Below are 25,784 nucleotides of genomic sequence, written 5' to 3'. Positions count from 1 at the left end.
CGATTCGTGATCTTTTCGGGCCCCTGCCGTGGGCCGGACACGGCGCACCGGGCGGGGCGGTCGCTGCCCCCGCGCGGCCGTCGCGGCCCGGCGTGCGGCCGGTCACGCCAGTTCGCGCCACATCGAGATGTCGTCCCGGTAGTCGTCGTCGGCCAGTTTGATGGCCGACGGGGCCCGGCCGACCTCCTTGTAGCCGCAGGAGGTGTAGAAGCCGTCGACGCCGGTGCCGCCGCGGCAGGTGAGGCGGATGCCCTTGATGCCGTCGATCCCGCGGGCGGCCTCGTCGACGGCCGCCATCAGGGCGCGGCCGGCGCCCTGCCCCTGGAGGGAGGGGTGCACCATCACGGTGTAGACCCACAGCCAGTGCTTCATCAGGCGGTGCTGGTTGAGGTGGAGGAACGCGGTGGCGAGCACCCGGCCGTCGTGCGGGTCGCGGCCCGCGACCAGGCGGGCGCGTCCCTCGGACATCGCCACCAGGTGGGTCAGCAGGTCGGGGCGGACGTCCTCGGCCGTCACCGGCGGGACGAACCCGACGGCGCCGCCCGCGTTGGACACCTCGGCCCACAGCGTGCGGATGCCGTCGGACAGTTCGGGGGTGACGGCGGGGTCCAGGTCGAAGCGGAGATCCATGGTGCGGACCCTAATCGCCTCGGGTGACACCCGTCTCGCCCGTCTCCGCCCTCTCGCCCGCCCTTGCTGTCTCGCCCGAGCCTGCCGTATCGCCGGAGTCTGCCGCCTCGGCCGACTCCGGCGCCCCTTCTGCCCCTGGTGTCACACCCGCATCGGCTGCGGTGCCTCGCGGCGCTCCGCGTCCGGGCCCGGGTACTCCCGGATGATCTCGTAGCGGGTGTTGCGCTCGACCGGCCGGAAGCCCGCGTCGCGGATCAGTTCCAGCAGGTCGTCGCGGGTGAGCTTGTTCGGCGTGCCGTAGTTGTCCGCGTCGTGCGTGATCTTGTACTCGACGACCGAGCCGTCCATGTCGTCGGCTCCGTGCTGGAGCGCGAGCTGCGCGGTCTGCACACCGTGCATGACCCAGAAGACCTTCACGTGCGGGACGTTGTCGAACAGCAGCCGGGAGACCGCGAAGGTCTTCAGCGCCTCGGCGCCGGTCGCCATCGTGGTGCGCGCCTGGAGCTTGTTGCGGACCTTGCCGTCCTTCATGTCCACGAAGTCGTGCTGGTAGCGCAGCGGGATGAAGACCTGGAAGCCGTTGGTCTCGTCCTGCAGCTCCCGCAGCCGCAGGACGTGGTCGACGCGGTGCCGGGGCTCCTCGATGTGCCCGTACAGCATCGTCGCCGGGGTCTTCAGGCCCTTCTCGTGCGCCAGGCGGTGGATGCGCGACCAGTCCTCCCAGTGGGTGTCGTGGTCGACGATGTGCTGGCGCACCTCCCAGTCGAAGATCTCCGCGCCGCCGCCGGTCAGCGACTCCAGGCCGGCGTCGATCAGCTCGTCGAGGATCTCGGAGGCGGGCAGCCCGGAGATCTTCTCGAAGTGGTGGATCTCGGTGGCGGTGAACGCCTTGAGGGAGACCGTGTCGGGCAGCGCCTCCTTGAGGGCGCTGAGCGAGCGCGGGTAGTAGCGCCACGGCAGGGTCGGGTGCAGGCCGTTGACGATGTGCAGCTCGGTGAGCTTGTCGCCCTCCATCGCCTTGGCGAGGCGGACGGCCTCCTCGATGCGCATCGTGTACGCGTCCTTCTCGCCCGGCTTGCGCTGGAAGGAGCAGTACGCGCACGAGGCGGTGCACACGTTGGTCATGTTGAGGTGACGGTTGACGTTGAAGTGCACCACGTCGCCGTTCTTGCGGGTGCGCACCTCGTGGGCGAGACCGCCCAGCCACGCCAGGTCGTCGCACGCGTAGAGGGCGATGCCGTCCTCACGGGTCAGCCGCTCCCCGGACCGGACCTTGTCCTCCAGCTCGCGCTTGAGACCCACATCCATGGATGCAGTCATCCGGCCGCCTCCCATATCTCTGCCAAAATCGGGCTTCACCGAGCGTACTCCCCCGTTTTCCGGCCCGGCCGGGCCCCCATGCCTGTACGGCCGGGAGCCCGCCGTACAGGCCCGGGGGCGGTGTTCCGCGTGTCGCGCGGCGGGCCGCCTACGCGTCCTCGGGCAGCTCGCCCACGCGGTTCTCCCACTTGGTGGAGAGCACGATGGTGGTGCGCGTCCGGGAGACGCCCTTGGTGCCCGAGAGTCTGCGGATGGTGCGCTCCAGCCCGTCCACGTCGCCGACCCGGACCTTGAGCATGTACGAGTCGTCGCCCGCGATGAACCAGGCGTCCTCGATCTCCGCGAGGTCGCGCAGCCGCATCGCCACGTCCTCGTGGTCGGCCGCGTCCGACAGGGAGATGCCGACCAGGGCGGTGACGCCCAGGCCGAGCGAGGCCGCGTCGACGGTCGCGCGGTAACCGGTGATCACGCCGGCCGCTTCCAGGCGGTTGATCCGGTCGGTGACGCTGGGCCCGGACAGGCCCACGAGCCGGCCCAGCTCCGCGTACGAGGCCCTGCCGTTCTCCCGCAGTGCCTGGATGAGCTGCCTATCTACGGCATCCATACGCCCCTGACCTTCCATTCACTCTGCAATCCCGGCTTTTACATGTAGAATCTAAGGCATACAGGGGATGCGACCCTGTAGAACCGTCAATCCCAGTTGATCAAAGACGATCTTTCCCAGGAGATGTCACCGTGTACTCGATCGAGATGGCCTACGCCCGCATGCGCGAGCTGCAGGAGCTGGCCAATCGTTCACGTGCTCACCGTCCCGCCGCCACCGCCCAGGGCAAGCGCCGCTTCGGCCGTAACGGCTCCATCGCCAAGCAGCGCTAGTTCCCCTCCTTGGAGCCCGATCCGAGCTCCCCTTCCCACCGCCGGTAGAGCCGGTGCGGCACATCCGCCGCGTCCAGCACCCGGCCCGCGACGAAGTCCACCAGATCCTGGATGTGCGTCGCTCCCGCGTAGAACGCCGGCGAGGCGGGCACCACGACGGCGCCCGCCTCGTCCAGCGTCACCAGATGCCTGAGGGTCTGCCCGTTCAGCGGGGTCTCCCGCACCGCGACCACCAGCTTCCTGCGTTCCTTGAGCGTCACGCTCGCCACCCGCTGGAGCAGGTCCTTCGACAGGCCCAGCGCCACACCCGCCACACACGCCGTGCTGGCCGGCACGATCAGCATCCCCTTGACCGGGTACGAACCCGACGACGGCCCCGCGGCCAGATCACCGGCCGGCCAGTACCGCACCAGGTCCAGATCGGCGTCCGTGACGCCGAACGTCCCCGGCTTGCCGTCCGCGCCGCGCGCCAGCCACTCCCGCAGGTCCGCGCGCCAGTGCGCGTCCCGGAAGGAGATGCCCGTCTCGTCCAGCAGCGTCAGCCGCGAGGCCCGGCTGACGATCAGGTCCACCGCCTCGCCCGCCGCGAGCAGGCCGCGCACCACGGACGCCGCGTACGGCGTGCCGGACGCGCCGGAGACGCCCACCACCCAAGGGCGGCGGGGCACGTCGGCGGACCCGGCGGCCGGGCGGGCGGAGTGACCGCCGGGCCTTGTGACACCGGGCTGACTGGGGTTGTTGTCCTGCGGTTCCACGGTTCGAGCCTATCCGGCGGAACCATCGGACCCCGCACGGCCGTTTGTTCCAGTGAACGGGGAAGGGGAGGTGCCGCGGATGATGACGCGAGCGCTGGAGCGGGCCAGGCCCGCCGCCGTACTGATGCTCGGCTGGGTCGCCCTGCTGTGGGTCCTGGAGATCGCCGACGCCGCGTCCGGCAACGCGCTGGACGCCTTCGGCGTGCGGCCGCGTGAGATGAGCGAGCTGGCCGACGTGCTGCCCGCCGCCTTCATCCACTTCGGCTTCGACCACCTGACGGCCAACACCCTGCCGCTGCTGCTCCTCGGTTTCCTCGCCGCGTTCCGCGTCGGGCTGCGCCGCTTCGCCGGGGTGGCCCTGCTGATAGCCCTGACCAGCGGCCTGGGCGTCTGGCTGACCGCCCCCGCCGGGAGCAACACGGCCGGCGCCTCCGGCGTCGTCTTCGGCCTCTTCGGCTATCTCCTGATACGCGGCTTCATCGACCGCAAGCCGCTGGACATCGGCCTCGGCGTGCTGGTCGCCGTGGTGTACGGCTCGATCCTGTGGGGCGCGCTGCCCACCGACAGCGGCATCAGCTGGCAGGGCCACCTCTTCGGGCTGGTGGGCGGCGTCCTGGCGGCATGCGCCTTCCGGCAGCGCCCGGCCGAGCGGATATCCGGCGTGGGCACGCGGGCGGTCCCGTAGGCGGACCGTGGCGGCCCGGCGTCCGGGCGGCTGAGCGGTGGCCGGTGGCGGTGATGGTCACGGCGTACGGCGCTCCGGAGGCAGCCGTCCCCCCGGAGCGCTACGGCTCGGACCGTCAGACCGTCAGGCCGCGGACGAACAGGTCGAGCAGCGCGCAGACGAACAGCGCTATCCCGATGAACCCGTTGACCTGGAAGAAGGCCCGGTTGAGCCGGGAGAGGTCGTGCGGCCGCACGATCGTGTGCTCGTAGAGGAAGGCACCGACGACGATCACCAGACCGACCCAGAAGAACGCTCCGGCGTGGGTCGCGAGCGCGTACCAGACCAGCAGGGCCGTGGTGACGGCGTGGCAGGCGCGGGCGCCGTGCAGCGCTCCCGGGATGCCGAAGCGGGCCGGGACGGACTTCACGCCGTGCGCCCGGTCGGCCTGCACGTCCTGGCAGGCGAAGATCAGGTCGAAGCCGCCGATCCAGACGCCGACGGCGACCCCGAGGATCACCGCGTCCCAGGACCAGGACCCCGTGACGGCTATCCAGGCGCCGATCGGACCGATCGCCTGGGCGAGGCCCAGGATCGCGTGCGGGAAGTTCGTGAACCGCTTCCCGTACGGATAGACCACCATCGGGATCACGGCGATCGGGGCCAGCGCCAGGCACAGCGGGTTGAGCAGCGCCGCGGCGCCCAGGAAGAACACCACGGCGATCAGCGCGCCGGTCCACGCCGAACGCACGCTCACCGCGCCGGTGACCAGCTCGCGGCCCGCGGTGCGCGGATTACGGGCGTCGATCTCCCGGTCGATGATGCGGTTGGCGGCCATCGCGAACGTCCGCAGGCCCACCATCGCGACCGTGACCAGCAGCATCTCGACCCAGTGGACGCTCCGGTCCGTCCCGTGCATCGCGGTCAGCGAGGCGATGTAGGCGAAGGGCAGCGCGAAGACCGAGTGCTCGATCATCACCAGGCGGAGGAAGGCTTTGATCTTGCCGGGCGGTGCGGGTTCGGGGGCGAAGAGATCCGGTGTGGCTGAATCGGCGCTCATGTCTAGAACCCGTACTCCTTCCAGCGGCGGTCGACCTTCGCCGCCGTCTCGCGGTCCGACTCGACCATCTCCGGCCAGCCGCCGTCCCTCGTGTAGCCCTCCTCGGGCAGCTTGCGCGTCGCGTCGATGCCCGCCTTGCCGCCCCAGAACTGCTGGTAGGAGGCGTGGTCGAGGTGGTCGACCGGCCCCTCGACGACGGTCAGGTCGCGCGCGTAGTCCGTGTTGCCGAGGGCCCGCCAGGACACCTCGTGCAGGTTGTGCACGTCGCAGTCGGCGTCGACCACGATGATCAGCTTGGTCAGCGACATCATGTGCGCGCCCCAGATGGCGTGCATCACCTTCTGGGCGTGCTTGGGGTACTTCTTGTCGATCGAGACGATCGCGCAGTTGTGGAAGCCGCCCGACTCGGGCAGGTGGTAGTCCACGATGTCCGGCACGATGATCTTCAGCAGCGGCAGGAAGAACCGTTCCGTTGCCCGGCCCAGCGGCCCGTCCTCCGTCGGCGGCCGGCCGACGACGATCGACTGGAGCAGCGGCCGCCTGCGCATCGTGACGCAGTCGATGGTCAGCGCGGGGAACGGCTCCTGCGGCGTGTAGAAGCCGGTGTGGTCGCCGAAGGGGCCCTCCGGCAGCATCTCGCCCGGCTCCAGCCAGCCCTCCAGCACGACCTCGGCGTTGGCCGGGACCTGGAGCGGCACGGTCTTGCAGTCCACCATCTCGATCCGCTTGCCCTGGACGAACCCGGCGAAGAGGTATTCGTCGATGTCGCCGGGCAGCGGCGCGGTGGAGGCGTACGTCACGGCCGGCGGGCAGCCGAAGGCGATGGCGACCGGCAGCTTCTCGCCGCGCTTGGCGGCCACCTGGTAGTGGTTGCGGCTGTCCTTGTGGATCTGCCAGTGCATGCCGATGGTGCGCTTGTCGTGGCGCTGGAGGCGGTACAGGCCCAGGTTGCGTACGCCGCTCTCCGGGTCCTTGGTGTGGGTCAGGCCCAGATTGAAGAACGACCCGCCGTCCTGCGGCCAGGTGAACAGCGCGGGGAGCGTGTCCAGGTCGACGTCGTCGCCCTGGAGCACGACCTCCTGGACCGGGGCGCTGTCGCCCTTGACCTTCTTCGGCGGTACGTGCGTCATGTTGGCGAGCTTGCCGAACGCCTCCCGCACCCCGACGAAGCCCTGCGGCAGCTCGGGCCGGAGCAGTCCGCCGATCTTGTCGCTGATGTCGTCGTACGACGTCAGGCCGAGCGCCTTGAGCAGCCGGCGGTCGGTGCCGTACACGTTCATCGCCAGCGGCATCGACGAGCCCTTGACGTTCTCGAAGAGCAGCGCGGGACCGCCGGACTTCTGCACCCGGTCCACGATCTCGCCGACTTCCAGGTGCGGGTCGACCTCGGCCTTGATCCGCTTGAGGTCGCCCTCCCGGTCGAGCGCGCGCAGGAACGAGCGAAGGTCGTCATAAGCCATGCGTTCCAGTATCCGGTACGCACTACCCTGGACGGGTCACCGGGCCCCGCCGAGGCCCGCCCGTCAGCTCTGGGGGGCTGCTTCCGCAATGCTCAGGTATCTGCCGTTCCTCGTGATCCTGGCGCTGTGGATCTATGCGTTCATCGACTGCCTGAACACGCCGGAGAACCAGGTCCGCGGCCTGCCGAAGATCGCCTGGGTCTTCATCATCCTGCTCTTCGGCGAGGTGCTGATCGGGCCGGTCGCGTGGCTGGTGGCCGGCCGGCCCCGCCGTGAGCACGCCGGGGGCGGCGCCGCGTCGCCGTGGCCGCGCGGCGGGCGCGGCGCGGCCCGGAAGTGGGTCGCACCGGACGACAACCCCGACTTCCTGCGCTCGCTCAAGGACGAGGGCAAGAAGGAGGACGGCAAGAAGGACGAGGACAAGAAGGACGAGGGCAAGCGGGACGAGGCGCTCCTGAAGGACTGGGAGGCCGACCTGCGGCGCCGCGAGGAGGAACTGCGGCGCAAGGAAAACGGTTCGGCGGACGGCGAGGGCGGCACCCCGCCGCCGAAGGGCTGACGCCCCGCCGCGTACCGGCGCGCCCCGCCCGCCTTACGGGCCGCCCGGCCCGCCTACCGGCACGCCTCTGCCCGCCTTACCGGCCAGCCCCGCCCGTCTACCGGCGCTCCACCCCGGGCCCCGGCGCGTGCCCCCGTACCCGCACGCCCTCCCCGCACGCCCCGCCACCGGACACCCCGGCCTGATCACGTCCCACGCGTTGCCCGGCCGTCCCGAGGCGAGGAGAGTGGCCGTCGTGAGGGACCGGGAGCGGAAGATGCTGGCGACGGCGGTCGCCGAGGCACGGGCCGGACTGGCGGAGGGCGGCATCCCCATCGGCGCCGCGCTGTACGGGCCCGACGGCACCGTCCTCGGACGGGGCCGCAACCGGCGCGTCCAGGACGGCGACCCGTCCGCGCACGCCGAGACCACCGCCTTCCGGGCCGCCGGCCGGCAGCGCGGCTACCGCGGCACGACGATGGTCACCACCCTGTCCCCCTGCTGGTTCTGCAGCGGCCTGATCCGTCAGTTCGGCATCCCGCGCGTCCTGATCGGCGAGACCCGCACCTTCCACGGCGGACACGACTGGCTGGCGCAGAGCGGCATACGGATCGTGCTGCTGGACGACGTGGAGTGCCGCACCCTCATGCGGGAGTACATCGCGGCCCGGCCCGAGGTATGGAACGAGGACATCGGCCATGAGTGACCCCCCGCGCCCCACGCCCACCTCTCCAGCCTCCCCCACCACCTCCCCCTCTCCAGCCTCCCCCGTCCCCACCATCGACCTCACCCGCTGGCGGACCGGCGATGCGGACACCCGTCGCAGCATCGCCGAGGCCGTCGACACCGGACTGCGCGCCGCCGGCTTCCTCCTCGTCACCGGCCACGGCATCGACCAGGAGCTGCGGACCCGTATCCGCCGCACCGCCCGCACGTTCTTCACCCTGCCCGCCACGGCGAAGCAGCCGTACGCCACCGAGGTCGGCGGCCGCGGCTGGCTCGGCCCCGGCGCCGAGGCCAACGGCGCCGCCGAAGGCACCACGACCCCGCCGGACCTGAAGGAGTCGCTGTCCTTCGCCTCCGAGGAGCCGACCGGCGTCCCGTCCGTCGACGCGGAGTGGTTCCTGCCCAACGTCTGGCCCCACCAGGTCCCCGCCCTCCGCACCGACGTCCAGGACCTCCTGACCGCCCTGCGCGCCCTCTCCGACCAGCTCCTGGAACTCCTCGCCACCGCCCTCGGCGCCGCCCCCGACCGTTTCACCCGGCACACCACCCACCCCACCTGGGGCTTCAACATCAACTGGTATCCGGGTACGCAGACGGTGGGCGAGGCCCTGCCCGGCCAGTTCCGCATCGGCCCGCACACCGACTTCGGCACGGTCACGGTCCTGGACCGGCAGTACGGCAAGGGCGGCCTCCAGATCTGGACCGACCCGGCGCACGGCGGCACCGGCTGGCAGGACGCCCCGTACGTACCCGGCTCCCTCACCGTCAACATCGGCGACCTGATGGCCCACTGGACCGACGGCCGCTGGCGCTCCGGCCGCCACCGCGTCCTGCCGCCCCCGCCGGACGCCCCCACCGAAGAGCTGATGTCCCTGGTCTACTTCTACGAGTGCGACCCCGGCACCCGCGTCGGCGACCTGCCGGACTCCCACACGTACCTACGCGGCCAACTCGACGCCATCAACACGCAGGGCACCTCCTGACGCCCCGGGCCGCCGCCCGAATTCGGTGGCCGCCCGAGCCGCCGCCCGCCCAGACTGACTGCCCATGAGCAGCGAGAACAACCGTCTGAACCACACCACCGAGCCCGCCCACCCCGAACCGCTCCGCCGCGTCCGGGCCGTCCACACCGCCACGACCATCACCGTCTACCAGGCGTACAGCCCGTCCCTCGGCCTCCCCGCCGCCCGCGACGGCCGCTTCCCGCCCGCCTGGAAACGGGAGCGCATGACGTGGATCAAGCCGTCGTTCCTGTGGATGATGTACCGCTGCGGCTGGGCCACCAAGCCCGACCAGGAGCGTGTCCTCGCCATCGAGATCGACCGCACGGGCTTCGACTGGGCGCTGCGCCACGCCTGTCTGTCCCACTACGACCCCGTCGTCCACTCCGACCGGGACGCCTGGAAGCGGCAGTTGCACGCCTCCCCCGTCCGCATCCAGTGGGACCCCGAACGCGACCTGTGCCTCAAGCCCCTCCCGTACCGCTCACTCCAGCTCGGCCTGTCCGGCGAGGCGTCCCGCCGTTACGCCGACGAGTGGACCGTCGCCATCCGGGACGTCACCCCACTCGCCCACGAGATCCACGCCCTGGTGGCCCGCGGCGACCTGACCAGCGCCGCCGCCCTCCTCCCCGAGGAACGTCCCTACCCGGCTGCGGCCGGCACCCCGGGCCTCTACTGCCCGGCTGCCGCGTAGTCCGCGCGCAGTTCCCGCCACCGTTCCAGGTTCCACGTGGACCAGTCCTCGGGCCGTCCGGCGAGGGCATCGACGAGGAATTCAAAGTGCTGGTGCCAGCCCGCGAGGCAGTCCAGGCGGAAGGCGGGCGGCCCGGTGAACTCGTTGGTGAAGCGGAGGCGGGTGCCGTGCGCGCCGGAACCGTCGCGCGACTGGAGATCGAAACGGATCCGGCCGTGGACATCGACGGTGTACTCGGCCAGCCGGGTCGGCCCCCAGCCCGTGACCTGCCCGGGCGCCACCGTCGCGACGCCCTGCTCGTCGGTGTTCTGCCAGCGCAGTGTGATCGCGCCGCCCTCGTGCCGGATGAACGGATCGGCGGCAGCGAGCCAGCCCGGCAGGCCCTCCTGGGTGGCCACCGCGGACCAGACCTCCTCCACAGCCTGGGGAAGGTTCAGCTCGTACCGCAGGGTGTGGACGTCGTCGACGGAAACGGCGGTGCCGTACGGGACGGGGCTCTCAAGACGATCCATGAGGCCACCGTCGCGTACGGCACGGGTTTCCGCCGGGGTACTGCTCCGACCGGGTCAGACCCCCGAGTAGGAGTGCAGCCCCGAGAAGAAGTAATTCACGACGTAGTAATTGAAGATGTACGTCAGGAAGGCGAACAGGCCCAGGTAGGCGGCCTTGCGGCCCTTCCAGCCGGCGGTGGCGCGGGCGTGGAGGTAGGCGGCGTAGGCGACCCAGGTGACGAAGGACCAGATCTCCTTGGAGTCCCAGCCCCAGTAGCGGCCCCACGCCTCGCCGGCCCAGACGGCGCCCGCGATGATCGTGAAGGTCCACAGGGGGAAGATCGAGGCGTTCACCCGGTAGGAGAACTTGTCCAGGCTGGCGGCCGCGGGCAGGCGCTCCATGACGGAGGTGGCGAAGGCGCCGGGCTGCTTGCCGGACGGGTCGGCCAGCTTGCTCTCGTAGCGGTCGCGGAAGAGGTAGAGCAGCGTGGAGACGGCGCCGAGGTAGAGGAAGGCGCCGGAGATGATCGCGCAGCTCACGTGGATCCACAGCCAATACGAGTGCAGGGCCGGGACCAGCTGGGAGCTGTCGGTGTAGAGCCAGGTGACGGCCACGCCCAGGTCCAGCAGGACGGTGGCGGTCAGCAGCAGGCCGATCCAGCGGACGTTCTTCTTCAGGGCGAGAAGGACGAGGTACGCGGCCACCGCGACCATGCCGAAGGTCGTGGAGAACTCGTACATGTTGCCCCAGGGGGCGCGCTGTACGGACAGGCCGCGGGTGAGGACCCCGCCGAGGTGGATCAGGAACGCGAGGGTGGTCAGCGAGATGGCGATCCGGCCGTACAGGTCGCCCTTCTCGGTGCCGCCCGCGGCGCCCGGGCCGTCCGGGACATCCCGGCTGCCGTTGGCCGCGCGGGTGACGACCTTGGGGCGCTCCAGTACGGCGGTGCCGCCGCCCTGCTCCGCCGTCCGGGCCGCCGCCCCGGCGGGGGCGGGCACCGTGGCGGTCAGGGCCGCGGCCGTACGGCCGACCTTGCTGCGGCTGCCGAAGGCCCACTCGGCGAGGTGCGCGAGGAAGGCGAGGGTGTACACGGCCATGGCCGAGTAGATCAGCACGTTGCTGATACTGGCCAGGTTCTCGTTGGTGGCTGCGGCAGCGAGGTTCACGCGCGCGCTCCTTCGGAGGGATCAGCAGGATCGGCGGAGTCGGAGGGCTTCGCCGCGTTCTCGGGCTCGGTGGGGGTGGGAGTGGGGGCGGGTTCCGCGGCCTGCGGCGCGTCCGGGCCCAGGGCTTCCGCCAGGTCCGCCAGTTCCTCCGGCAGGCGGGCGGACTCGCTGCGGCCCAGGCCCGCGAGTTCGACGACGGTCACCCCGTCGGCGCCCTCGACGGCCCGTACCCACACCCGGCGGCGCTGGATGAACAGCGAGCCGGCCAGGCCGAGCAGCACGGCGATCGCGCCGATCAGCGCGAGGCCGTTGCCGGGCTGGTGGGAGACCTGGAAGGTGGCCCACTGCTTGACGCCGACGAACTTGATGCTGCCGTCGCCGCCGGGCAGCTTCATCGTCTCGCCGGGCTGCATCATCTGGGCGACGGCGCGGCCGTCCTGCTTGTACTGCTTGAGGTTCTTCTTCTCCAGCTGGTACACGCTCTGCGGCAGTCCGGAGTCCACGCCGAGGTCGCCGTGGTACGCGGTCAGCGTCAGCCGGGGATTGTCCAGCGCGGGGAACGTGGAGAACATCGAGCCCGAGCCCTTGCCGCCGTACGTCGGCACGAAGAAACCCGAGAAGCCGAGCTGGTTGCGCTTGCCGTCCCGGGTCAGCGCGTTGGGCACCTTGACCACACCGGTGGAGGTGTAGTTCTGCATGTCCTGCGGCAGGAAGGGCACCGCGCCGCTGTAGACCTTCTTGCCGCGGCCGTCGGTGACCTCGACGACCGGCGCGTAGCCGTGCGAGAGCAGGAAGATCTTGGAGTCGGCGATCTCCAGCGGGTGGTTGACCTCGATCTTGCCCTGGTGCTCCTGGCCGTCCGCACCCCGGAAGTACGTGATGTTGGCGCGGAACTCGCGCGGGGTGCCCTTCTGGGGGCCGGTGCGCTCGTAGGACGCGTCGAAGCTCTTGAGGGAGAAGCCGAAGGGTTCGAGGTCGTCGGTGTCGTAGAAGGCGCCCGACTTGAAGTTGTCGTACTGGGTGAGGCTGTTCGCGAAGCCGTCGCCCTCGGTGATCAGCTTGCCGCCCTCGGACTTCCACAGGCTGCCGACGGCGACCGCCACCAGGATCACGATCAGTGAGATGTGGAAGACGAGGTTGCCGGCCTCGCGCAGGTAGCCCTTCTCGGCGGCGACCGCGTCGCCGACCGTGTGCGCGCGGAAGCGGCGCTTCTTCAGCATCCGCTGCGCGGCGCCGAGCACCTCCTCGGGCGCCCGGTCCGTACGCCACGTGGTGTACGCGGGCAGCCGGGTCAGCCGGCGCGGGGCGCCCGGCGGGCGGCTGCGCAACTGGCCGACGAACTGCCACGTACGCGGCACGATGCAGCCGATCAGCGAGATGAACAGCAGCAGGTAGATCGCGGAGAACCAGACCGAGCTGTAGACGTGGAAGAGTCCCAGCTTGTCGTAGACCGGCGCCAGCGTGGTGTGGTCGGCCCGGAACTGCTCGACCTTGGTCGGGTCGATGCTGGTCTGCGGGACCAGCGAGCCGGGGATGGCCCCCAGGGACAGCAGGAACAGCAGGATCAGCGCGACCCGCATCGAGGTCAGCTGCCGCCAGAACCACCGGGCCCAGCCGATCGGCCCGAGGGACGGGAGGGTGACTCCCCCGGACGCCTCCTCCTCGGGCGCGGTGGACATCTGCGAGCCCGCGGCGCCGACATCGGCGTCGTCGGCGTCGCGGGCGGCGTCGGTCTTGGTGGTCATCGATCAGATCCCTGGGGTGAAGCTGTTGGTCCAGCTCTGCAGGCCGGACATCAGATCGGCCCACGCGCCGGTGAGGAGCAGGACGCCGAGCACGACCATCATGCCGCCGCCCAGCCGCATCACCCACACGTAGTGGCGCTTGACCCAGCCGAAGGCGCCGAGCACCTTGCGGAAGGCCAGCGCGACGGCGATGAAGGGCAGGCCCAGTCCCAGACAGTAGGCCACGGTCAGCAGGGCGCCGCGTCCGGCACTGGCCTGGTCGATGGCGAGCGAGCTGACCGCGGTGAGGGTCGGGCCCAGGCACGGCGTCCAGCCGACGCCGAAGAGCACGCCGAGGACCGGCGCGCCGGCCAGGCCCATGGCGGGCTTCTTGTGGAAGCGCAGCTCGCGCTGGCCGAAGTTCTTCAGGATGCCGGCGAAGGCCAGGCCGAGCAGGATCAGCAGGACGCCGAGGACCTTGTTGAGCACGTCCTGGTGTTCCTGGAGCACGCTGCCGAAGAACCCGAAGAGCGCGCCGGTGGAGACGAAGACGGCGGTGAAGCCGAGGACGAAGAGGGAGGCGCCGGCGAGCATCCGGCCGCGCTTGGCGTCGGCGAGGTCCGTACCGGTCACGCCGGTGACGTAGGACATGTAGCCGGGGACCAGCGGCAGCACGCAGGGCGAGAAGAAGGAGACCAGTCCGCCGAGGAGGGCGACGGGCACGGCGAGCAGCAGCGTGCCCGAGGTGATGGTGGAGGCGGGGCCCGAGGTGGCGGCGGCGAGCGCGATCACGTGATCACTTCTCGTCGATCAGCGGCTGCAGCATCTTGCGCAGCTCGTCCTCGCCGAGCGGGCCGATGGACCGCGCGGCGATCTTCCCCTGCCGGTCGACGGCGATGGTGGAGGGGATCGCCTGCGGGTTGAGGCTGCCCTTGGGGAAGCGCAGCATCAGCTTGCCGGTCGGGTCGAACAGGCTCGGGTACGGCACCTTGTGCTGTTCCTCGAAGCTGACCGCCTGGGACTTCTGCGAGTCGCGGGTGTTGATGCCGACGAACTGGACGCCCTTGGCCTTGGTCTCGTTCGCGACCTTGGCGAAGTTGGGGGCCTCGGCGATGCAGGGGGCGCACCACGATCCCCAGACGTTGAGGATGACGACCTTGCCCTTGTAGTCCGCGATGTCCAGCTTCGCGCTCTGGGTGGTTTCGCCGGAGATGTCGGGTACGGGCTTACGGTCCGCCTTGGCGACCCGCTCGACGCCGTCCTTGCCCTCGACGAACTGGGTCTGTTCGGAACCGCCGGAGGTGCCCTCGCCGCAGGCGCTCAGCGTCAGCGCGGCGAGCGCGGCTCCCGCGGCGAACAGCGCGGTGCGGCGATGACTGGCGAGTCGTCGGGGGACGCGGCAGGCACTCATGTGAAAAGTTTCGCATGGGGCCGTGGCGGATCTTCCGCACCCCCCTCGCCGGGGCGGCAGCGGTCATGTCGGGGCACGTCAGGCGGGTTACGGCGGCCGTGGCGAGCCGCGTCGGCCCGCTCGTACCCGTCGGCAGGTACGGACCAGGGCGCGCATCTGTCGGGCAGGTGCGGGCCGGGGCGCGCGCCTGTCGGCAGGTACGGACCGGAGCCCGCGCCTGTCGGCGGTACGGGCCAGGGCGCGCGGCCCGGCCCGTACCTCCGCGCGTCAGGCGCCCGAGAGGAACGTCTTCCAGCCGCCCGCGGGCTTCCGGCCGACCGGCAGGCCCTGGAGCTTGGCCACGACCTTCGGGTCCTGCGCGTCGAGCCAGTCGGTGAACTGCCGGAAGGAGACCAGGCGCACGTCCTTGCGCTTCTCGTCGGCGATGTGCTTCAGCGCTTCCTCGACGGCGTCCATGTAGAGGCCGCCGTTCCACTGCTCGAAGTGGTTGCCGATGAACAGGGGCGCGCGGTTGGTCTCGTAGGCCCGCTCGAAGCCCTTGATGTACGCGCCGGTGGCCTCCTTGCGCCAGCCCGGGTAGTTGGCGGGTGGGCCCTTGGTGGAGTTCTTCGACTGGTTCGCGAGGATGTTGTAGTCCATGGAGAGGACCTCGAACCGGTGTCCGGGGAAAGGTATCTGCTGGAGCGGGAAGTCCCAGATGCCCATCTTCTTCTTGGGCCACATCTGCAGGCCGCCCGGCGAGCTGGCGTCGTAGCGCCAGCCCAGCTTCTTGGCGGTGGGCAGCAGGTTGTCCTGGCCGAGCAGGCACGGCGTACGGCCGCCGATCAGTTCCTTCTTGTAGTCGAAGGGCAGCGGCTCAAGGTCGGTGAAACCGGTGTTCGTCCGCCATTTGGTGACGAAGTCCATGGCCTGGTCGATCTCGGACTGCCACTGGGCGGGGGTCCAGTGCTTGACCGAGGTACGGGCCTCGCCGCAGAAGTGCCCGTTGAAGTGGGTGCCGATCTCGTGGCCCTCCAGCCACGCCTCCCGCACGTTCTTCAGGGTCGCCTTGATGTGCTCGTCGGAGAGATAACCGATGTCCGAGGCGCCGACCTTGTTGTTCGGCGGTCGGTAGAGGTGCTTCTTCGACTCCGGGAGGCAGTAGAGCCCGGAGAGGAAGAAGGTCATGGCCGCGTTGTGGTCCTGGGCCAGCTTGCGGAAGCGCGGGAAGAGGCCGTTGCCCACCTCTCCCGCGCCGTCCCACGAGAAGATCACGAATTGCGGCGGGGTCTCGCCGGGCTCCAGCCGGCGCGGCTTCTCCGGCTGGTGGGGCTGCGGGCCCGCGTCGGCCGTCGAGCCGTCGCCGATCGGCTTGGCCTTGGCTTGCACGGCGTTCTTGTCCTGGCCGGAGCCGGACCCGGAACCGGAGCCGGTGGAGCAGCTCGCGACGCCGAGCGCCGCGGCCGCCCCCACTCCCATGCCCAGCACGTTCCGCCGACTGATCGCGCGCATACCGTCGTCCCCATCCGTACTCGTCACACTCAATATCCGTATAAACGGACATCGAGTAAGAGGCATTGTCGAACACGGAGGTTCCGGGCTATTGGCGCGAATTTATTATTTTGCTTGTAGATGACCTCACGTCACACCGGCCCCTCGCATCCCTCACACCACACGATGCGAAAAACCGGCCGGAGGTTACGCTCCGAAGGCTTTGGATTTCCCGGCCTGCGGCTTGGCACCCGCCCGCAGGTGCGCCGGCACCAGATCGAGCGCCGGCTCGCTGTAACCCACCGAAATGATCTTGTCGCCGCGGAAGGTGAACGAGGTCAGCGAGGCGAGCGTGCACTGCCGCTTGCGCGGGTCGTGCCACAGCCGCCGCCGCTCGGCGAAGCTGCGCACGATCCAGATCGGCAGCTGGTGGCTGACCGCCACCGCCTCGTGCCCGCGGGCCGCGTCGCGCGCCGCGCCGAGCGCCCCCATCATCCGTACGACCTGCTCCAGGTACGGCTCGCCCCACGAGGGGCGGAACGGGTTGGTCAGGTACTTCCAGTTGCCGGGCTTCTTCAGCGCGCCGTCACCGACCCCGAAGGTCTTGCCCTCGAAGACGTTGGCCGCCTCTATCAGCCGCTCGTCGGTGGCCAGGTCCAGACCGTGCGCCTTGGCGACCGGCGCCGCGGTCTCCTGCGCCCGCTCCAGCGGGGACGCCACGACGTGCGTGATGTCCCGCCCGGCCAGGTGCTCGGCGACCCGGTCGGCCATGGTCCGGCCCAGCTCGGAGAGGTGGTATCCGGGCCGGCGGCCGTACAGCACGCCCTCCGGGTTGTGCACCTCGCCGTGCCGCATCAGGTGTACGACAGTGATGTCTGCGACGTCTGCGATGTTTTCGTTGTTTTCGATGTTTTCGCTGCTCATGTCACCCATCTTCCGGTCCGCTCCGCCGTCCGCCGCGCTCACGCGCTCGCTTCGGCGGCGGCCCGCGCGGCCGACGGCAGGGCGGCGGCGATCCGCTCGACCGCCCGCTCGTCGTGAGCGGTCGAGACGAACCAGGACTCGAACGCGGACGGCGGCAGGTACACGCCCTGGGACAGCATCGAGTGGAAGAAGGCGGTGAAGCGGAAGGACTCCTGCGCCTTGGCCGAGGCGTAGTCGGTCACGTCCTGGTCGGTGAAGGCGAACGAGAACATGTTGCCCGCGACCTGGAGGCGGTGCGCGACGCCCGCCTTCGTGAGGGCGTCGGTGACCAGCGAGCGCACCTGCTCCGAGACCGCGTCGACCTTCTCGTAGGCCGCCTCGTCCAGCAGCTTGAGCTGCGCGACGCCGGCGGCGGTGGCGACCGGGTTACCGGACAGGGTGCCCGCCTGGTAGACCGGGCCGACCGGGGCGAGGTGCGCCATCACGTCGGCGCGCCCGCCGAACGCCGCGGCCGGGAAGCCGCCGCCCATGACCTTGCCGAAGGTCATCAGGTCGGGCCGGACGCCGTCGATGCCGTACCAGCCGGTCCGGCTGACCCGGAAGCCGGTCATGACCTCGTCGGAGATGTAGAGCGCGCCGCTCTCGGCGCAGAGGTCCTTCAGGCCCTGGTTGAAGCCGGGCAGCGGCGGGACGACGCCCATGTTGCCGGCCGCGGCCTCGGTGATCACGCAGGCGATCTCGCCGGGGTGCGCGGCGAAGGCGGCCCGGACGGCCTCCAGGTCGTTGTACGGCAGCACGATCGTGTCACCGGCCTGGGCGCCGGTGACGCCGGGCGTGTCCGGCAGCCCGAAGGTGGCGACGCCGGAGCCGGCCGCGGCCAGCAGCGCGTCCACGTGCCCGTGGTAGCAGCCGGCGAACTTCACGACCTTGGTGCGGCCGGTGAAGCCGCGCGCCAGCCGGATGGCGGACATCGTCGCCTCGGTGCCGGAGGAGACCAGCCGGACCTGCTCGACCGGGTCGATCCGGTCGACGATCCGCTCGGCCAGCTCCACCTCGCCCTCACCGGGCGTGCCGAAGGAGGTGCCGCGGACGACGGCCTCCTGGACGGCGGCGAGCACCTCGGGGTGGGAGTGCCCGAGGATCATCGGGCCCCACGAGCACACGAGGTCGACGTACTCGCGTCCGTCGGCGTCGGTGAGGTACGGACCGGTACCGGACACCATGAACCGGGGCGAACCACCCACGGCGCCGAACGCGCGCACAGGAGAGTTCACCCCGCCCGGCGTCACAACGGCCGCACGGTCGAAGAGCGTCTGCGAAACTGGGGCTTCATAGGGAAAAGGCACTGTGATCCTGACCTGCGCAAATGTAGGAAGGGGCGGCGGCCGGCGGCGGCACCCGGGCGGAGCGCGGAGCGGAAATCCCCTCGCCACCGACCAGGTGTCAGACCCCGCGGGTCTGCAAAACTGGGGCAACGTACGAGTAAGTCACGCAAGCAATGGTCTCAGAGGCGCACGGGGGCGCGCGGCCGGGAGTTTCGCGCGCCGGTGACGGGGGAGGTCTCTGAGACGATGATCGGGTTGCGCGGCTGGGGCTGCGAGTGGTCGGGTGGAGATATGCATCGCGGTGGCGGACTGGGCGAGGGCACCGATGACCGGGGGCCTGAGCGCGACCAGCGGGGCCGCCACCGGCGCGAGGAGATCAAGGGCGGGGGAAACAGGGGCGGCCGCATGGGGGTGACGTACAAATACTTCGGCGCGCCGAACGGTGCCACGGCGGCGCGCGTGCCGATCTCGATGCGGCCCGAAGAGCTCGGCGGCGACGAGCTCGGCATGGGCGGCATGTTCACGAAGATCAAGCCGGAGACGATGGCCGCGATGGTCCTCACCGGCATAGAAGGCATACCGCTGCACAAGGTCCCCCCGCTCGAACTGGTCGTCCTCCATCCCGACTACGCCGTCGTCAAGCTCCCCATGACGGTCGTCGACCCGCTGCGCGGCGTCGGCGAGGAGTCGGTGGGCGCCGCGGCCTTCATCTGGTCCACGGTCCCCGACCGCGGCGGCCCCCGGGACGCCTTCACCGTCTACCAGTTGCTCCACGAGTGGCAGGACTTCTCCCACCGGCTGCACGACGCCGGACACCAGGCGTACTGCCTGGTGTGGCCGTGACCTGCGAAAAAGCCTCAGGAGCCGGTCCGCTGCCGGGGCCCGGCAGCGGGTGACCGGGGCTTTCCCGGCCGCGACGGCCCGGTGACCGGAGTTTTCCCGGCCGCGGCGGCCCCACCCGCGACCTCACCGGCCGCACGGTCGGACGTCCGGTGGACGTCCGGCCCGCGGCCGGGGTCACGGACGGCGGACTCGGGCGGCGCGCGCCGTACGGGTGACGCGCCGTCAGGGCGCCCCCATATCCGACCGGTCGGGCACGCATGCTGTTCGCGCCACCCGCCCCGGACTACCCTGGAAGGTGCAGCCCGAGTCCCCGGCAGCGCGGAAGCCCGTCCGCCCCGAGGAGGCGCGTGCTGATGGCAGATCCCGGAACGTCCCTCGACTTCCCGCGCGTCGGCGCGGTGGGCACGCGGGTGCCGACCCGCCACCGCACCCGGCACGCCCCGGCGCGGACCTCCGCGCCGGCCGCGCCACCGGAGCCCGCGACGGCTGAGGTGCCGTCGGTTCCCGTGACGGACACCGACTTCGCGGTCCTCATCGTGCGCGGCCGGGTGGACCTGGCGACCCTGCCCGCCCTGCGCGAACGCCTGCGGCGCCTGCCCCGCGCTCCCGGGAGCCTGCTGATCGTCGACCTGTCCGAGGTCACCTCCTGCTGCGCGCTCGCCCTCGGTCCGCTCGTCGCGGCGGCCAGACGGGCCCGTACCCAGGGCGGTGACCTGCGTCTCGTCCAGCCGAGCCCGGCCGTCCTCGCGGCGTTGCACGCCAGTGGGCTGAACCGGCTGCTGCCGGTCTTCTCCGGCCTGGACACCGCGACCGGATCCCCGGCCGCCGAACCGCCCGGCCGGTCGGCCGGGGCCGTGGCCTAGACCGTGTCCTCCGGATCAGCCCGGGCCCGTGGCGCCTGGCCGACCCGGAAGGCACGGCCTGGCAAGCGCTCCGGGCGGGGCGCTTCCGATCACCGCACACTCCTGGGAGGTGCGCAGTGTTCCCGCTTCTGCTCGTCTCGTTCCTTCTGACGGCCGTCGCCGGGTTCTCGAACCCGGCGTGGTGGCTGGCTTCCGCCGTGCTGCTCTACCTCACCGTGCGCTACCGCCAGGGGTACCTGGGCTACGACGCGGAGTACCGCGCCTACCGGGAGCGCCGCATCCGCCAGGACCGCTACGACAAGCGGTACCGCGCGGAGCGGGGCGGCGCGGCGAAGGGCAAGTAGCCCGCCGGGGCCGGGCGGGGGGCCGCCGGATGAGCGGTCACCAGGTGGGCCTGGCCGACACCCCGCCGTCCACCACAAGGTCGTGACCGGTCACCCACGCGGCCATCGGCGAGGCGAGGAAGACACACGCGTCGCCGATGTCCTCGGGGCGGCCGAGCCGGCCGGCCGGTACCGCCCGCAGGTAGCGGGTCACACCGTCCGGCCAGGCCTCCGCCAGGCCCTCGCGGCCGATCAGGCCCGGCGAGACGCTGTTGACGCGGATGCCGTCGGGTCCGTACTCCAGCGCGGCCGTGCGCGCGTGCATCACGACGGCCGCCTTGGACGCGCAGTAGTGGGCGTGGGCCGCCGTGGGCTGGTGCGCCTCGATGGAGGCGATGTGGGTGATCGAGCCGCCTCCGCCGTCCCGCATCACCGCCGCGGCGGCCTGGGTGCAGGCGAAGGTGCTCAGCACGTTGGTGGCGTCGACCTCGCGCCAGTCGTCGACGGTCATGGTGGCCAGGTCCTGGACGGGCTGCACACCGGCGTTGTTCACCAGGGCGGTGAGCCGGCCGCGCCACTCCGCCGCCGTACGCACCAACTGGTGGCACTCCTCCTCGGCGGACAGGTCGGCCCGTACGGCAAGCGCGCTGCCGCCCTCCTCCTCGATACGCGAGACGAGCGCTTCGGCGGCGGTGGCGTTCGTACGGTAGTGGGCGACGACCGCGGCGCCCGCCGCGGCGAGGCGCAGCGCGATGCCGGTGCCGAGGCAGCCGCCCGCGCCGGTGACCAGGGCCACCTGGCCTGCGAGGGAGGGCAGCCCCGGGCTGCCGGCGGGCGCGCTCACGGGCGGGACAGCGCGGTGATGCGCGCCGCCTCCTGGGGGTAGCGCGCGGCCAGTTCGGCGGCGTCCCCGTGCTCGTACACGTCGTAGGTGAAGCCCGGCGCCATGGTGCAGCCGAGCAGCGACCAGGCGCCGCCGTCGGCGACCTCGGCGGCCATCCAGGTGCCGGCCGGCACCGTGAACTGGACGTGCTGGCCGCCCAGCACGTCCGGGCCGAGGACGGCCGTCCGGGTGCCGCCGGACGGGTCCAGCAGGAGCATCGAGAGCGGGTCACCGAGGTAGAAGTGCCAGACCTCGTCGGTGGGCAGGCGGTGGAGCGCGCTGTGGCCGTCGGGTTCCGCGGTGAGCAGGACGACGATCGCGGTGCCCGCCGGCCGCCCGTCGGGGCGTTCGGGCCCCGCCCAGGTCTGCCGGTAGCGGCCGCCCTCCCTGGGCAGCGGCTCCAGTCCGTAGAGTTCGACGATTTCCTGGGGCGACGGTGACACGGACGGTTGCCGGGCCATGCGTCTCCTTCCCGGTCCACTGCGGGTACGGCGGCACGTACGGCTGGTGCGGCCACCACCGTAGAACGGCGGTGGCGCCGCGTCCGGAGATCGCGGAAGTCGGGCGCGTTCCGGTCGGACCGGGGCGGGCGCCCGGCCGGGCCGGGCCACCGGCGCTACGGGTGCTCGGCGGTCAGGTAGTGCTGGATCGTGGGCGCCAGCCAACTGACGACCTCCTCGCGGCCGAGGTCGACGGCGGGCTGCAGCAGCAGGACGTACCGCAGCATGCCCATGCCCACGAGCTGGGAGCCGACCAGCGCCGCGCGGGACGCGTCCTCCTCCGGGACCGCGCACACCGCCGCGAGCGCCGGTCTGATCTGTTCGGCGAAGACGCCGCGCAGCCGGTCGGCGCCCGCCTCGTTGGTGACGGCGACGCGCACCATCGCGGTCAGCGTCTCGTCGCGCTCCCAGCGGTCGAGGAAGTGCCGTACGAGCAGGGCGCCGAGCTGGTCGCGCGGTACGGACGTCAGGTCGGGCAGCTTCAGGTCGATCTCGGAGGCCGCCGCGAACAGGCCCGCCTTGTTGCCGTAGTAGCGCATGACCATCGACGGGTCGATGCCCGCGTCCCGGGCGACGGCCCGGATGGTGGCGCGTTCGTACCCCTCGGCGGCGAAGCGCTCGCGGGCGGCTTCGAGGATCGCGGCACGGGTGGCCTCGGAGCGACGGGGACGGTCCGGTGCGGCGTCCGGAGCGGGTGGGGGGGATGCGGTCTCAGCCATGCCAACGACTGTAGGCCAACAACTGTTGACCGGCCAGCAGGCCGGCTCTATCGTTGCCAACAAGCGTTGACCAACAACCGTTGGCCAACAAGTGTTGGCATTGGAGGCGGCCATGCACCGCGATCCCGGCACCACCGACCACCCGAACCCCGCGGACACCGCGCACACCCCCGAGACCGCCGACGTCCTCGTGGTCGGCGCCGGCCCCACCGGACTGCTGCTCGCCGGGGACCTCGCCGTCGCCGGCCTGCGCGTCACCCTGCTGGAACGCCGCGCTCCCGGCCTCAGCAACCTGACCCGCGCGATGGCCGTGCACGCCCGCAGCCTCGAACAGCTCGACGCGCGCGGCCTCGCCGACGAACTGCTGGCGCACGGCCACGTGCTGCGGCGTCTCCAGCTCTTCGGCGGTGTCACGCTGAAGCCGACCCGGCTGCCCTCCCGCTTCCCGCTCGTGCTGATCACCCCGCAGTACGAGGTCGAGCGGCTGCTGGAGCGGCGCGCGCAGAAGGCCGGCGTCACCTTCCGGTACGGGGCCCGGGTGACCGGCCTGGACCAGGACAGCCACGGCGTCCAGGCCCGCGTACAGGAGGAGGACGGGGCCACCACGACCTATCGCGCGTCCTATCTGGTCGGTACGGACGGCGTGCGCAGCACCGTCCGTGAGGCACTCGGCCTGCCCTTCCCCGGCCGGTCCGTGGTCAGCTCCGTCGTACTCGCCGACGTACGGCTCGGCGAGCAGCCCGACCTCCCGCTGGTCGGCAACGCCAACGGCGACGCCATCGCGGTCGTCGCCAACTTCGGCGACGGCTGGTACCGCGTCGTCGGCTGGGACCGCCGCCGCCAGATTCCCGAGGACACCCCCGTCGGCCCCGACGAGATCCGCAGCTACCTGCGCCTCGCCCTCGGCACCGACTACGGGATGGACGAGGTGCGCTGGACCTCCCGCTTCCACAGCGACGAGCGCCAGGTGCCCCGCTACCGCGTCGGCCGCGCCTTCCTCGCGGGCGACGCCGCGCACGTCCACTCCCCGGCCGGCGGGCAGGGCATGAACACCGGGCTCCAGGACGCCGCCAACCTCGGCTGGAAGCTGGCCGCGGTAGTGCGCGGCGACGCACCCGACAGCCTGCTGGACAGTTACGACGCCGAGCGCCACCCGGTGGGGAAGATGGTGCTGCGCAGCAGCGGCATGCTCATCCGGGCGGCCCAGCTGCGCAGCGCGCCGGCGCGGGCGCTGCGCGCTTCGCTCGCCGGGCTGATGAACGTGACGCCGCCGCTGGCGGACCGGGCACTGGCGATGATCAGCGGAGTGGGCATCTCCTACCAGGCCGAGCGCGGCGCCCACCCGCTCACCGGCAAGCGAGCCCCCGACCTGCGGCTCGCGGGCGGCACCCGGCTGTACGAGGCGCTGCGCGGCGGCGCGTTCGTCCTCGTCGTGCCCCGGGACGAGGAACTGCCGGGGACCGAAGGGCTGCCGAGGGCCGAAGCGCCGGCGGACGCCGGGGCGCCGCACGACGGGACCGCTGCGGAGGGCGGTTCCGCCGCCGGCCCCCGTCTCGTGCGGGCCGCCTGGGCCGGTGACCGGCGCACCGCGCTCCTCGTACGCCCCGACGGCTACATCGCCTGGGCCACCGACGCCGCCGACCCGGACGCACGCGCCGTGTCACTGCGCGGCGCCCTCGGCCGCTGGACCGGCTCGGGCCGGGCCACGGACCGCGCCACGGTCCGGTCCTGACCAGCACGCCGCGCCGTATCCGGTGCGGCTCGCGCGGACCCGTCCCCCGGCCATGAACGGGGAACGGGCCCGCGCCGCCCGGTACGCCCGGCCGTCCCCGGGCCGGGCGGACGGACGCTCGCCGGGCCTGGCGGCCGGACCGGATCCCGCAGCTGCCCGGTTCCCGCCGCCCGCCACCGAAGTCCGTGCGGTCGCGCGATGGAAGGGGAGACCGGTCCCCGAAAACCCGGGGCGGGCCGGGCGCGCCCGGCCGCACCGCACGGAATTCGACGTGGTCACCCGTTGTCGTCCGATCAACGGAAAGGCGCGCTCTCCCGCTCGGTCCGCCATCCGCCGATCAGCGTCGTACCCCCCGGTAGAAGGGGAATCTAGGGACGCCTCTGCCGCCTGACAAGGGGCCCGGCCAGGGCATGTGACGCCCCGTACGGTTTTTGGCCAGTGGTTCGCCCTTCACGCAGCGACGGCCACCGGCGCGGCCCCCTCACCCGTCGGTCCCCGCCTCTGGACAACGCCCCGGCGAGCTTCCGGATCAGTCGATGATGTGCCGCAGATACGCCCGAGGGTCGGTGAGGTAGCGCCGCCAGTGGTCGACGAGGGCCAGCTCGTCCCACTCCACCGACCGCATGCCGTGCTCACCGACCTCGACTATCTCCGCGCCGGGCAGGGCCGTGAGCAGCGGAGAGTGCGTGGCGCAGACGACCTGGGCACCGCCGCGGCGCAACTCGTGCAGCACCCCGAGCAGTTCCAGGCAGGAGGAGAACGACAGCGCGGCCTCCGGCTCGTCCAGCACATAGAACCCCGGCTGCCGGAACTTCTCCCGGAACGCCATCAGGAACCCTTCGCCGTGGCTCATCTCCTCCGGCGCCTCCGACAGCCGCGCACGGCCGAGCGCGTCCCACGCCGTCTCGGCCCGCAGGAAGAAGCCGCGCCGGCGCGTACGCGGCCCGCGGACCATCCGGCGGCCGGCCGTCGTCGCGTCGAAGCGCATGGCCATGCCCAGCACGGACGGCTCGCGCGAACTGGCGTACTTGTAACCGGCCGAGCCGCCGTACGAGTCGAGCCCGAAGCCCTCCGCCAGGGCCTCGGCCAGCGTGGACTTGCCGGAGCCGTTCTCCCCCACGAGAAAGGTGACCGGCGCCCGGAACTTCAGCCCGTCCGCGACCAGCCGGCGCACGCACGGCACCGTCCAGGGCCAGCCGTCCCCGGTCTCCGCCTCCGCTTCCCCGGAGAGATCCACGTACGCGCGTTCGATGAGCATGTCCCGAAGCTCTCACACCCCACTGACAATCGCCCCCGTCCTTACGCTGGCCCCATGCTCATCGCCCGCTCCATCGCCCTCTTCGTGCTCGCCGCCCTCTTCGAGATCGGCGGCGCCTGGCTCGTCTGGCAGGGCGTGCGCGAACACCGCGGCCGGCTCTGGATCGGCGCCGGCGTGCTCGCCCTCGGCGCGTACGGCTTCGTCGCCACGCTCCAGCCGGACGCCGACTTCGGCCGCATCCTCGCCGCGTACGGCGGTGTCTTCGTCGCGGGCTCGCTGGCCTGGGGCATGGTCGCCGACGGCTACCGCCCGGACCGCTGGGACGTGGCCGGCGCACTGATCTGCCTGGCCGGCATGGCCGTGATCATGTACGCGCCCAGGGGCCGTTGACCCGCGCATATCCTGCGTAGGCACCACGACCGACGCC

At 71.6% G+C, this 25,784-nt stretch carries 29 protein-coding genes; 11 read left to right on the top strand and 18 right to left on the bottom strand.

Annotated features, from left to right (window positions below; genetic code table 11):
* Positions 1-102: 102 nt before the first annotated feature.
* The 3 genes from AB0A97_RS14595 to AB0A97_RS14585 all read right to left on the bottom strand — a co-directional run bounded on the left by AB0A97_RS14595 (position 103) and on the right by AB0A97_RS14585 (position 2,554).
* Positions 103-630, bottom strand: coding sequence for a GNAT family N-acetyltransferase (locus tag AB0A97_RS14595; protein ID WP_361148982.1), 528 nt, complete (start codon positions 628-630; stop codon positions 103-105).
* 141 nt (positions 631-771) lie between these two features.
* Positions 772-1,938, bottom strand: coding sequence for an aminofutalosine synthase MqnE (gene mqnE / locus AB0A97_RS14590; protein WP_361150130.1), 1,167 nt, complete (start codon positions 1,936-1,938; stop codon positions 772-774).
* A gap of 160 nt (positions 1,939-2,098) precedes the next feature.
* Positions 2,099-2,554, bottom strand: coding sequence for an Lrp/AsnC family transcriptional regulator (locus AB0A97_RS14585; RefSeq protein WP_030017842.1), 456 nt, complete (start codon positions 2,552-2,554; stop codon positions 2,099-2,101).
* 131 nt (positions 2,555-2,685) lie between these two features.
* Here AB0A97_RS14585 and AB0A97_RS14580 point away from each other — a divergent pair, with 131 nt between their 5' ends.
* Entirely contained in the window at positions 2,686-2,826 is a 141-nt protein-coding gene (locus AB0A97_RS14580) for a hypothetical protein (RefSeq protein WP_361150231.1), read from the top strand.
* On the opposite strand, the gene AB0A97_RS14575 is transcribed toward AB0A97_RS14580, so the two are convergent.
* On the bottom strand, positions 2,823-3,494 hold the full coding sequence (locus tag AB0A97_RS14575) for a UbiX family flavin prenyltransferase (RefSeq protein WP_361150128.1): 672 nt from the start codon (positions 3,492-3,494) through the stop codon (positions 2,823-2,825). The two genes, AB0A97_RS14580 and AB0A97_RS14575, sit on opposite strands and share 4 nt — an antisense overlap.
* A 166-nt stretch (positions 3,495-3,660) precedes the next feature.
* Here AB0A97_RS14575 and AB0A97_RS14570 point away from each other — a divergent pair, with 166 nt between their 5' ends.
* The gene (locus tag AB0A97_RS14570) at positions 3,661-4,266 is read left to right on the top strand and encodes a rhomboid family intramembrane serine protease (RefSeq protein ID WP_361148979.1); all 606 of its coding nucleotides are present in this window, start codon (positions 3,661-3,663) and stop codon (positions 4,264-4,266) included.
* A gap of 115 nt (positions 4,267-4,381) precedes the next feature.
* On the opposite strand, the gene mqnP is transcribed toward AB0A97_RS14570, so the two are convergent.
* Positions 4,382-5,305 carry a menaquinone biosynthesis prenyltransferase MqnP gene (gene mqnP / locus AB0A97_RS14565; protein WP_361148977.1) on the bottom strand — a complete coding sequence of 308 codons (924 nt, stop codon included), beginning with the start codon at positions 5,303-5,305 and terminating at the stop codon, positions 4,382-4,384.
* Positions 5,306-5,307: 2 nt separating this feature from the next.
* Complete coding sequence (locus tag AB0A97_RS14560; protein ID WP_361148974.1) at positions 5,308-6,765, bottom strand: menaquinone biosynthesis decarboxylase; 1,458 nt, start codon at positions 6,763-6,765, stop codon at positions 5,308-5,310.
* 88 nt (positions 6,766-6,853) lie between these two features.
* On the opposite strand from AB0A97_RS14560, the gene AB0A97_RS14555 reads away from it, so the two are divergent.
* From AB0A97_RS14555 to AB0A97_RS14540, 4 genes are all read left to right on the top strand, one after another.
* Positions 6,854-7,324 carry a PLD nuclease N-terminal domain-containing protein gene (locus AB0A97_RS14555; RefSeq protein WP_361148971.1) on the top strand — a complete coding sequence of 157 codons (471 nt, stop codon included), beginning with the start codon at positions 6,854-6,856 and terminating at the stop codon, positions 7,322-7,324.
* A gap of 256 nt (positions 7,325-7,580) precedes the next feature.
* The gene (locus AB0A97_RS14550) at positions 7,581-8,009 is read left to right on the top strand and encodes a nucleoside deaminase (RefSeq protein ID WP_361150126.1); all 429 of its coding nucleotides are present in this window, start codon (positions 7,581-7,583) and stop codon (positions 8,007-8,009) included.
* A complete protein-coding gene (locus AB0A97_RS14545; protein WP_361148969.1) occupies positions 8,002-9,012 on the top strand; it encodes a 2-oxoglutarate and iron-dependent oxygenase domain-containing protein in 1,011 nt (336 codons plus the stop codon). The genes AB0A97_RS14550 and AB0A97_RS14545 overlap by 8 nt, the downstream gene beginning before the upstream one ends.
* A 64-nt stretch (positions 9,013-9,076) precedes the next feature.
* On the top strand, positions 9,077-9,724 hold the full coding sequence (locus AB0A97_RS14540) for a DUF4291 domain-containing protein (protein WP_361148967.1): 648 nt from the start codon (positions 9,077-9,079) through the stop codon (positions 9,722-9,724).
* On the opposite strand, the gene AB0A97_RS14535 is transcribed toward AB0A97_RS14540, so the two are convergent.
* From AB0A97_RS14535 to hemL, 8 genes are all read right to left on the bottom strand, one after another.
* Positions 9,703-10,236 (bottom strand): SRPBCC domain-containing protein, encoded by a 534-nt coding sequence (locus AB0A97_RS14535; RefSeq protein ID WP_361148964.1) that lies wholly within the window; start codon positions 10,234-10,236, stop codon positions 9,703-9,705. The genes AB0A97_RS14540 and AB0A97_RS14535 overlap by 22 nt on opposite strands.
* A 54-nt stretch (positions 10,237-10,290) precedes the next feature.
* Positions 10,291-11,382: a c-type cytochrome biogenesis protein CcsB gene (ccsB, locus tag AB0A97_RS14530; protein WP_361148961.1), complete on the bottom strand. Its 1,092-nt coding sequence runs from the start codon at positions 11,380-11,382 to the stop codon at positions 10,291-10,293.
* Positions 11,379-13,127 (bottom strand): cytochrome c biogenesis protein ResB, encoded by a 1,749-nt coding sequence (locus AB0A97_RS14525; protein ID WP_361148958.1) that lies wholly within the window; start codon positions 13,125-13,127, stop codon positions 11,379-11,381. The genes ccsB and AB0A97_RS14525 overlap by 4 nt, the downstream gene beginning before the upstream one ends.
* 3 nt (positions 13,128-13,130) lie before the next feature.
* Positions 13,131-13,898 carry a cytochrome c biogenesis protein CcdA gene (locus AB0A97_RS14520; protein ID WP_361148956.1) on the bottom strand — a complete coding sequence of 256 codons (768 nt, stop codon included), beginning with the start codon at positions 13,896-13,898 and terminating at the stop codon, positions 13,131-13,133.
* A gap of 4 nt (positions 13,899-13,902) precedes the next feature.
* Positions 13,903-14,517, bottom strand: a complete 615-nt coding sequence (locus AB0A97_RS14515) for a TlpA disulfide reductase family protein (RefSeq protein WP_361148954.1) — start codon at positions 14,515-14,517, stop codon at positions 13,903-13,905.
* 267 nt (positions 14,518-14,784) lie between these two features.
* A complete protein-coding gene (locus tag AB0A97_RS14510; RefSeq protein WP_361148952.1) occupies positions 14,785-16,008 on the bottom strand; it encodes a hypothetical protein in 1,224 nt (407 codons plus the stop codon).
* Positions 16,009-16,194: 186 nt separating this feature from the next.
* Positions 16,195-16,911 carry a histidine phosphatase family protein gene (locus AB0A97_RS14505; RefSeq protein WP_361148950.1) on the bottom strand — a complete coding sequence of 239 codons (717 nt, stop codon included), beginning with the start codon at positions 16,909-16,911 and terminating at the stop codon, positions 16,195-16,197.
* 38 nt (positions 16,912-16,949) lie between these two features.
* A complete protein-coding gene (gene hemL, locus AB0A97_RS14500; RefSeq protein WP_361148948.1) occupies positions 16,950-18,257 on the bottom strand; it encodes a glutamate-1-semialdehyde 2,1-aminomutase in 1,308 nt (435 codons plus the stop codon).
* Positions 18,258-18,527: 270 nt separating this feature from the next.
* Between hemL and AB0A97_RS14495 the strand changes: the two genes are divergently transcribed.
* The 3 genes from AB0A97_RS14495 (at position 18,528) to AB0A97_RS14485 (ending at position 20,286) form a co-directional block, all read left to right on the top strand.
* Positions 18,528-19,079 carry a hypothetical protein gene (locus tag AB0A97_RS14495; protein ID WP_078624706.1) on the top strand — a complete coding sequence of 184 codons (552 nt, stop codon included), beginning with the start codon at positions 18,528-18,530 and terminating at the stop codon, positions 19,077-19,079.
* 353 nt (positions 19,080-19,432) lie between these two features.
* A complete protein-coding gene (locus AB0A97_RS14490; RefSeq protein WP_361148947.1) occupies positions 19,433-19,942 on the top strand; it encodes an STAS domain-containing protein in 510 nt (169 codons plus the stop codon).
* Positions 19,943-20,058: 116 nt separating this feature from the next.
* The gene (locus AB0A97_RS14485; RefSeq protein WP_361148945.1) at positions 20,059-20,286 is read left to right on the top strand and encodes a hypothetical protein; all 228 of its coding nucleotides are present in this window, start codon (positions 20,059-20,061) and stop codon (positions 20,284-20,286) included.
* Positions 20,287-20,323: 37 nt separating this feature from the next.
* On the opposite strand, the gene AB0A97_RS14480 is transcribed toward AB0A97_RS14485, so the two are convergent.
* From AB0A97_RS14480 to AB0A97_RS14470, 3 genes are all read right to left on the bottom strand, one after another.
* Positions 20,324-21,109, bottom strand: coding sequence for an SDR family oxidoreductase (locus tag AB0A97_RS14480; RefSeq protein ID WP_361148942.1), 786 nt, complete (start codon positions 21,107-21,109; stop codon positions 20,324-20,326).
* A complete protein-coding gene (locus AB0A97_RS14475) occupies positions 21,106-21,609 on the bottom strand; it encodes a cupin domain-containing protein (RefSeq protein WP_361148940.1) in 504 nt (167 codons plus the stop codon). The genes AB0A97_RS14480 and AB0A97_RS14475 overlap by 4 nt, the downstream gene beginning before the upstream one ends.
* Before the next feature lie 155 nt (positions 21,610-21,764).
* Positions 21,765-22,367: a TetR family transcriptional regulator gene (locus tag AB0A97_RS14470; protein ID WP_361148938.1), complete on the bottom strand. Its 603-nt coding sequence runs from the start codon at positions 22,365-22,367 to the stop codon at positions 21,765-21,767.
* A gap of 112 nt (positions 22,368-22,479) precedes the next feature.
* On the opposite strand from AB0A97_RS14470, the gene AB0A97_RS14465 reads away from it, so the two are divergent.
* Positions 22,480-24,099, top strand: a complete 1,620-nt coding sequence (locus tag AB0A97_RS14465; protein WP_361148937.1) for an FAD-dependent monooxygenase — start codon at positions 22,480-22,482, stop codon at positions 24,097-24,099.
* A 529-nt stretch (positions 24,100-24,628) separates the two neighbouring features.
* Here the strand turns inward: AB0A97_RS14465 and AB0A97_RS14460 are convergent.
* Positions 24,629-25,357 carry an AAA family ATPase gene (locus tag AB0A97_RS14460; protein ID WP_361148935.1) on the bottom strand — a complete coding sequence of 243 codons (729 nt, stop codon included), beginning with the start codon at positions 25,355-25,357 and terminating at the stop codon, positions 24,629-24,631.
* A gap of 54 nt (positions 25,358-25,411) precedes the next feature.
* On the opposite strand from AB0A97_RS14460, the gene AB0A97_RS14455 reads away from it, so the two are divergent.
* Positions 25,412-25,747, top strand: coding sequence for a YnfA family protein (locus tag AB0A97_RS14455; RefSeq protein ID WP_361148933.1), 336 nt, complete (start codon positions 25,412-25,414; stop codon positions 25,745-25,747).
* The last annotated feature ends 37 nt before the right edge of the window (positions 25,748-25,784 follow it).

This window comes from Streptomyces sp. NPDC045470 (genome assembly GCF_040646595.1).
Classification (GTDB): Bacteria; Actinomycetota; Actinomycetes; order Streptomycetales; family Streptomycetaceae; genus Streptomyces.
The sequence above is the reverse complement of the archived record's forward strand: the minus strand, read 5'-3'. Positions and strand labels throughout refer to the sequence as shown.